Origin of the sequence: Actinoplanes sp. GCM10030250, assembly GCF_042666575.1 — a bacterium.
Classification (GTDB): Bacteria; Actinomycetota; Actinomycetes; order Mycobacteriales; family Micromonosporaceae; genus Actinoplanes.
Window position 1 is genome coordinate 1 of record NZ_JBHTDO010000122.1, and the last position, 606, is coordinate 606.

General features: G+C 70.8%; 2 protein-coding genes. Both read right to left on the reverse strand.

Going from position 1 to position 606, the window contains the following annotated elements:
- Positions 1-402 (reverse strand): hypothetical protein (locus ACFQV6_RS44330; RefSeq protein WP_378033754.1); only part of this gene is annotated, 402 nt, incomplete at its 3' end.
- Positions 399-606, reverse strand: a 208-nt coding sequence (locus ACFQV6_RS44335) for a hypothetical protein (RefSeq protein WP_378033755.1), incomplete at its 5' end; no start/stop codon positions are given. The genes ACFQV6_RS44330 and ACFQV6_RS44335, both read right to left, overlap by 4 nt.

Sequence of the window (606 nt, forward strand, 5' to 3'; positions counted from 1 at the left end):
ACCGGCCGGGGACCGGCGCACCCCGACCAGCCTCGGGGCCTCTCCGAGGTCGCTGGGGCCGTACTTGACGGGATCGGGCAGGCGGCCGAGGCCGATCGACGCCCACGCCATCTCCGCCTGTACCGGGTGCTCTAGCCGGTCGATCAGCGGGCGCGCGTCGGCCGGGTACTGCTCGAGCCACGCGGCGCGCTGGCGGGCCTCGGCCTCGGCGCGGTGAATCGCGCTGGACTTGCGGAGTTCGTGGACGAGCCACCACACCGCGAACGGCATCACGAGCAGGGCGACGAACAGGATTGCCCCGGCCGCGCCACCGGCGAACCAGAGCGTCCAGAACAGCAGGAACGCGCCCCCCAAACCGCCGAGCAGGCCCCACACCATGAGGTATCCGCTACTGAACTTCATCGCACCACTCCCCAGTTCAACCGGACTCCCAGAATCCGGTGGTACTCATCCATACTGCCCGGTACGGCAAATCGGGCCGAGAGAATTTGCAGTCGCAGCGACCACGCGCGGACCGCGACCGCGCCGGGCCGCAGCGCCGAAACCGAGGTGTCCAGCAACCGCCCGGCGGGCAGCACCAGCGACCGCGTGCCCCGGTCGAACACG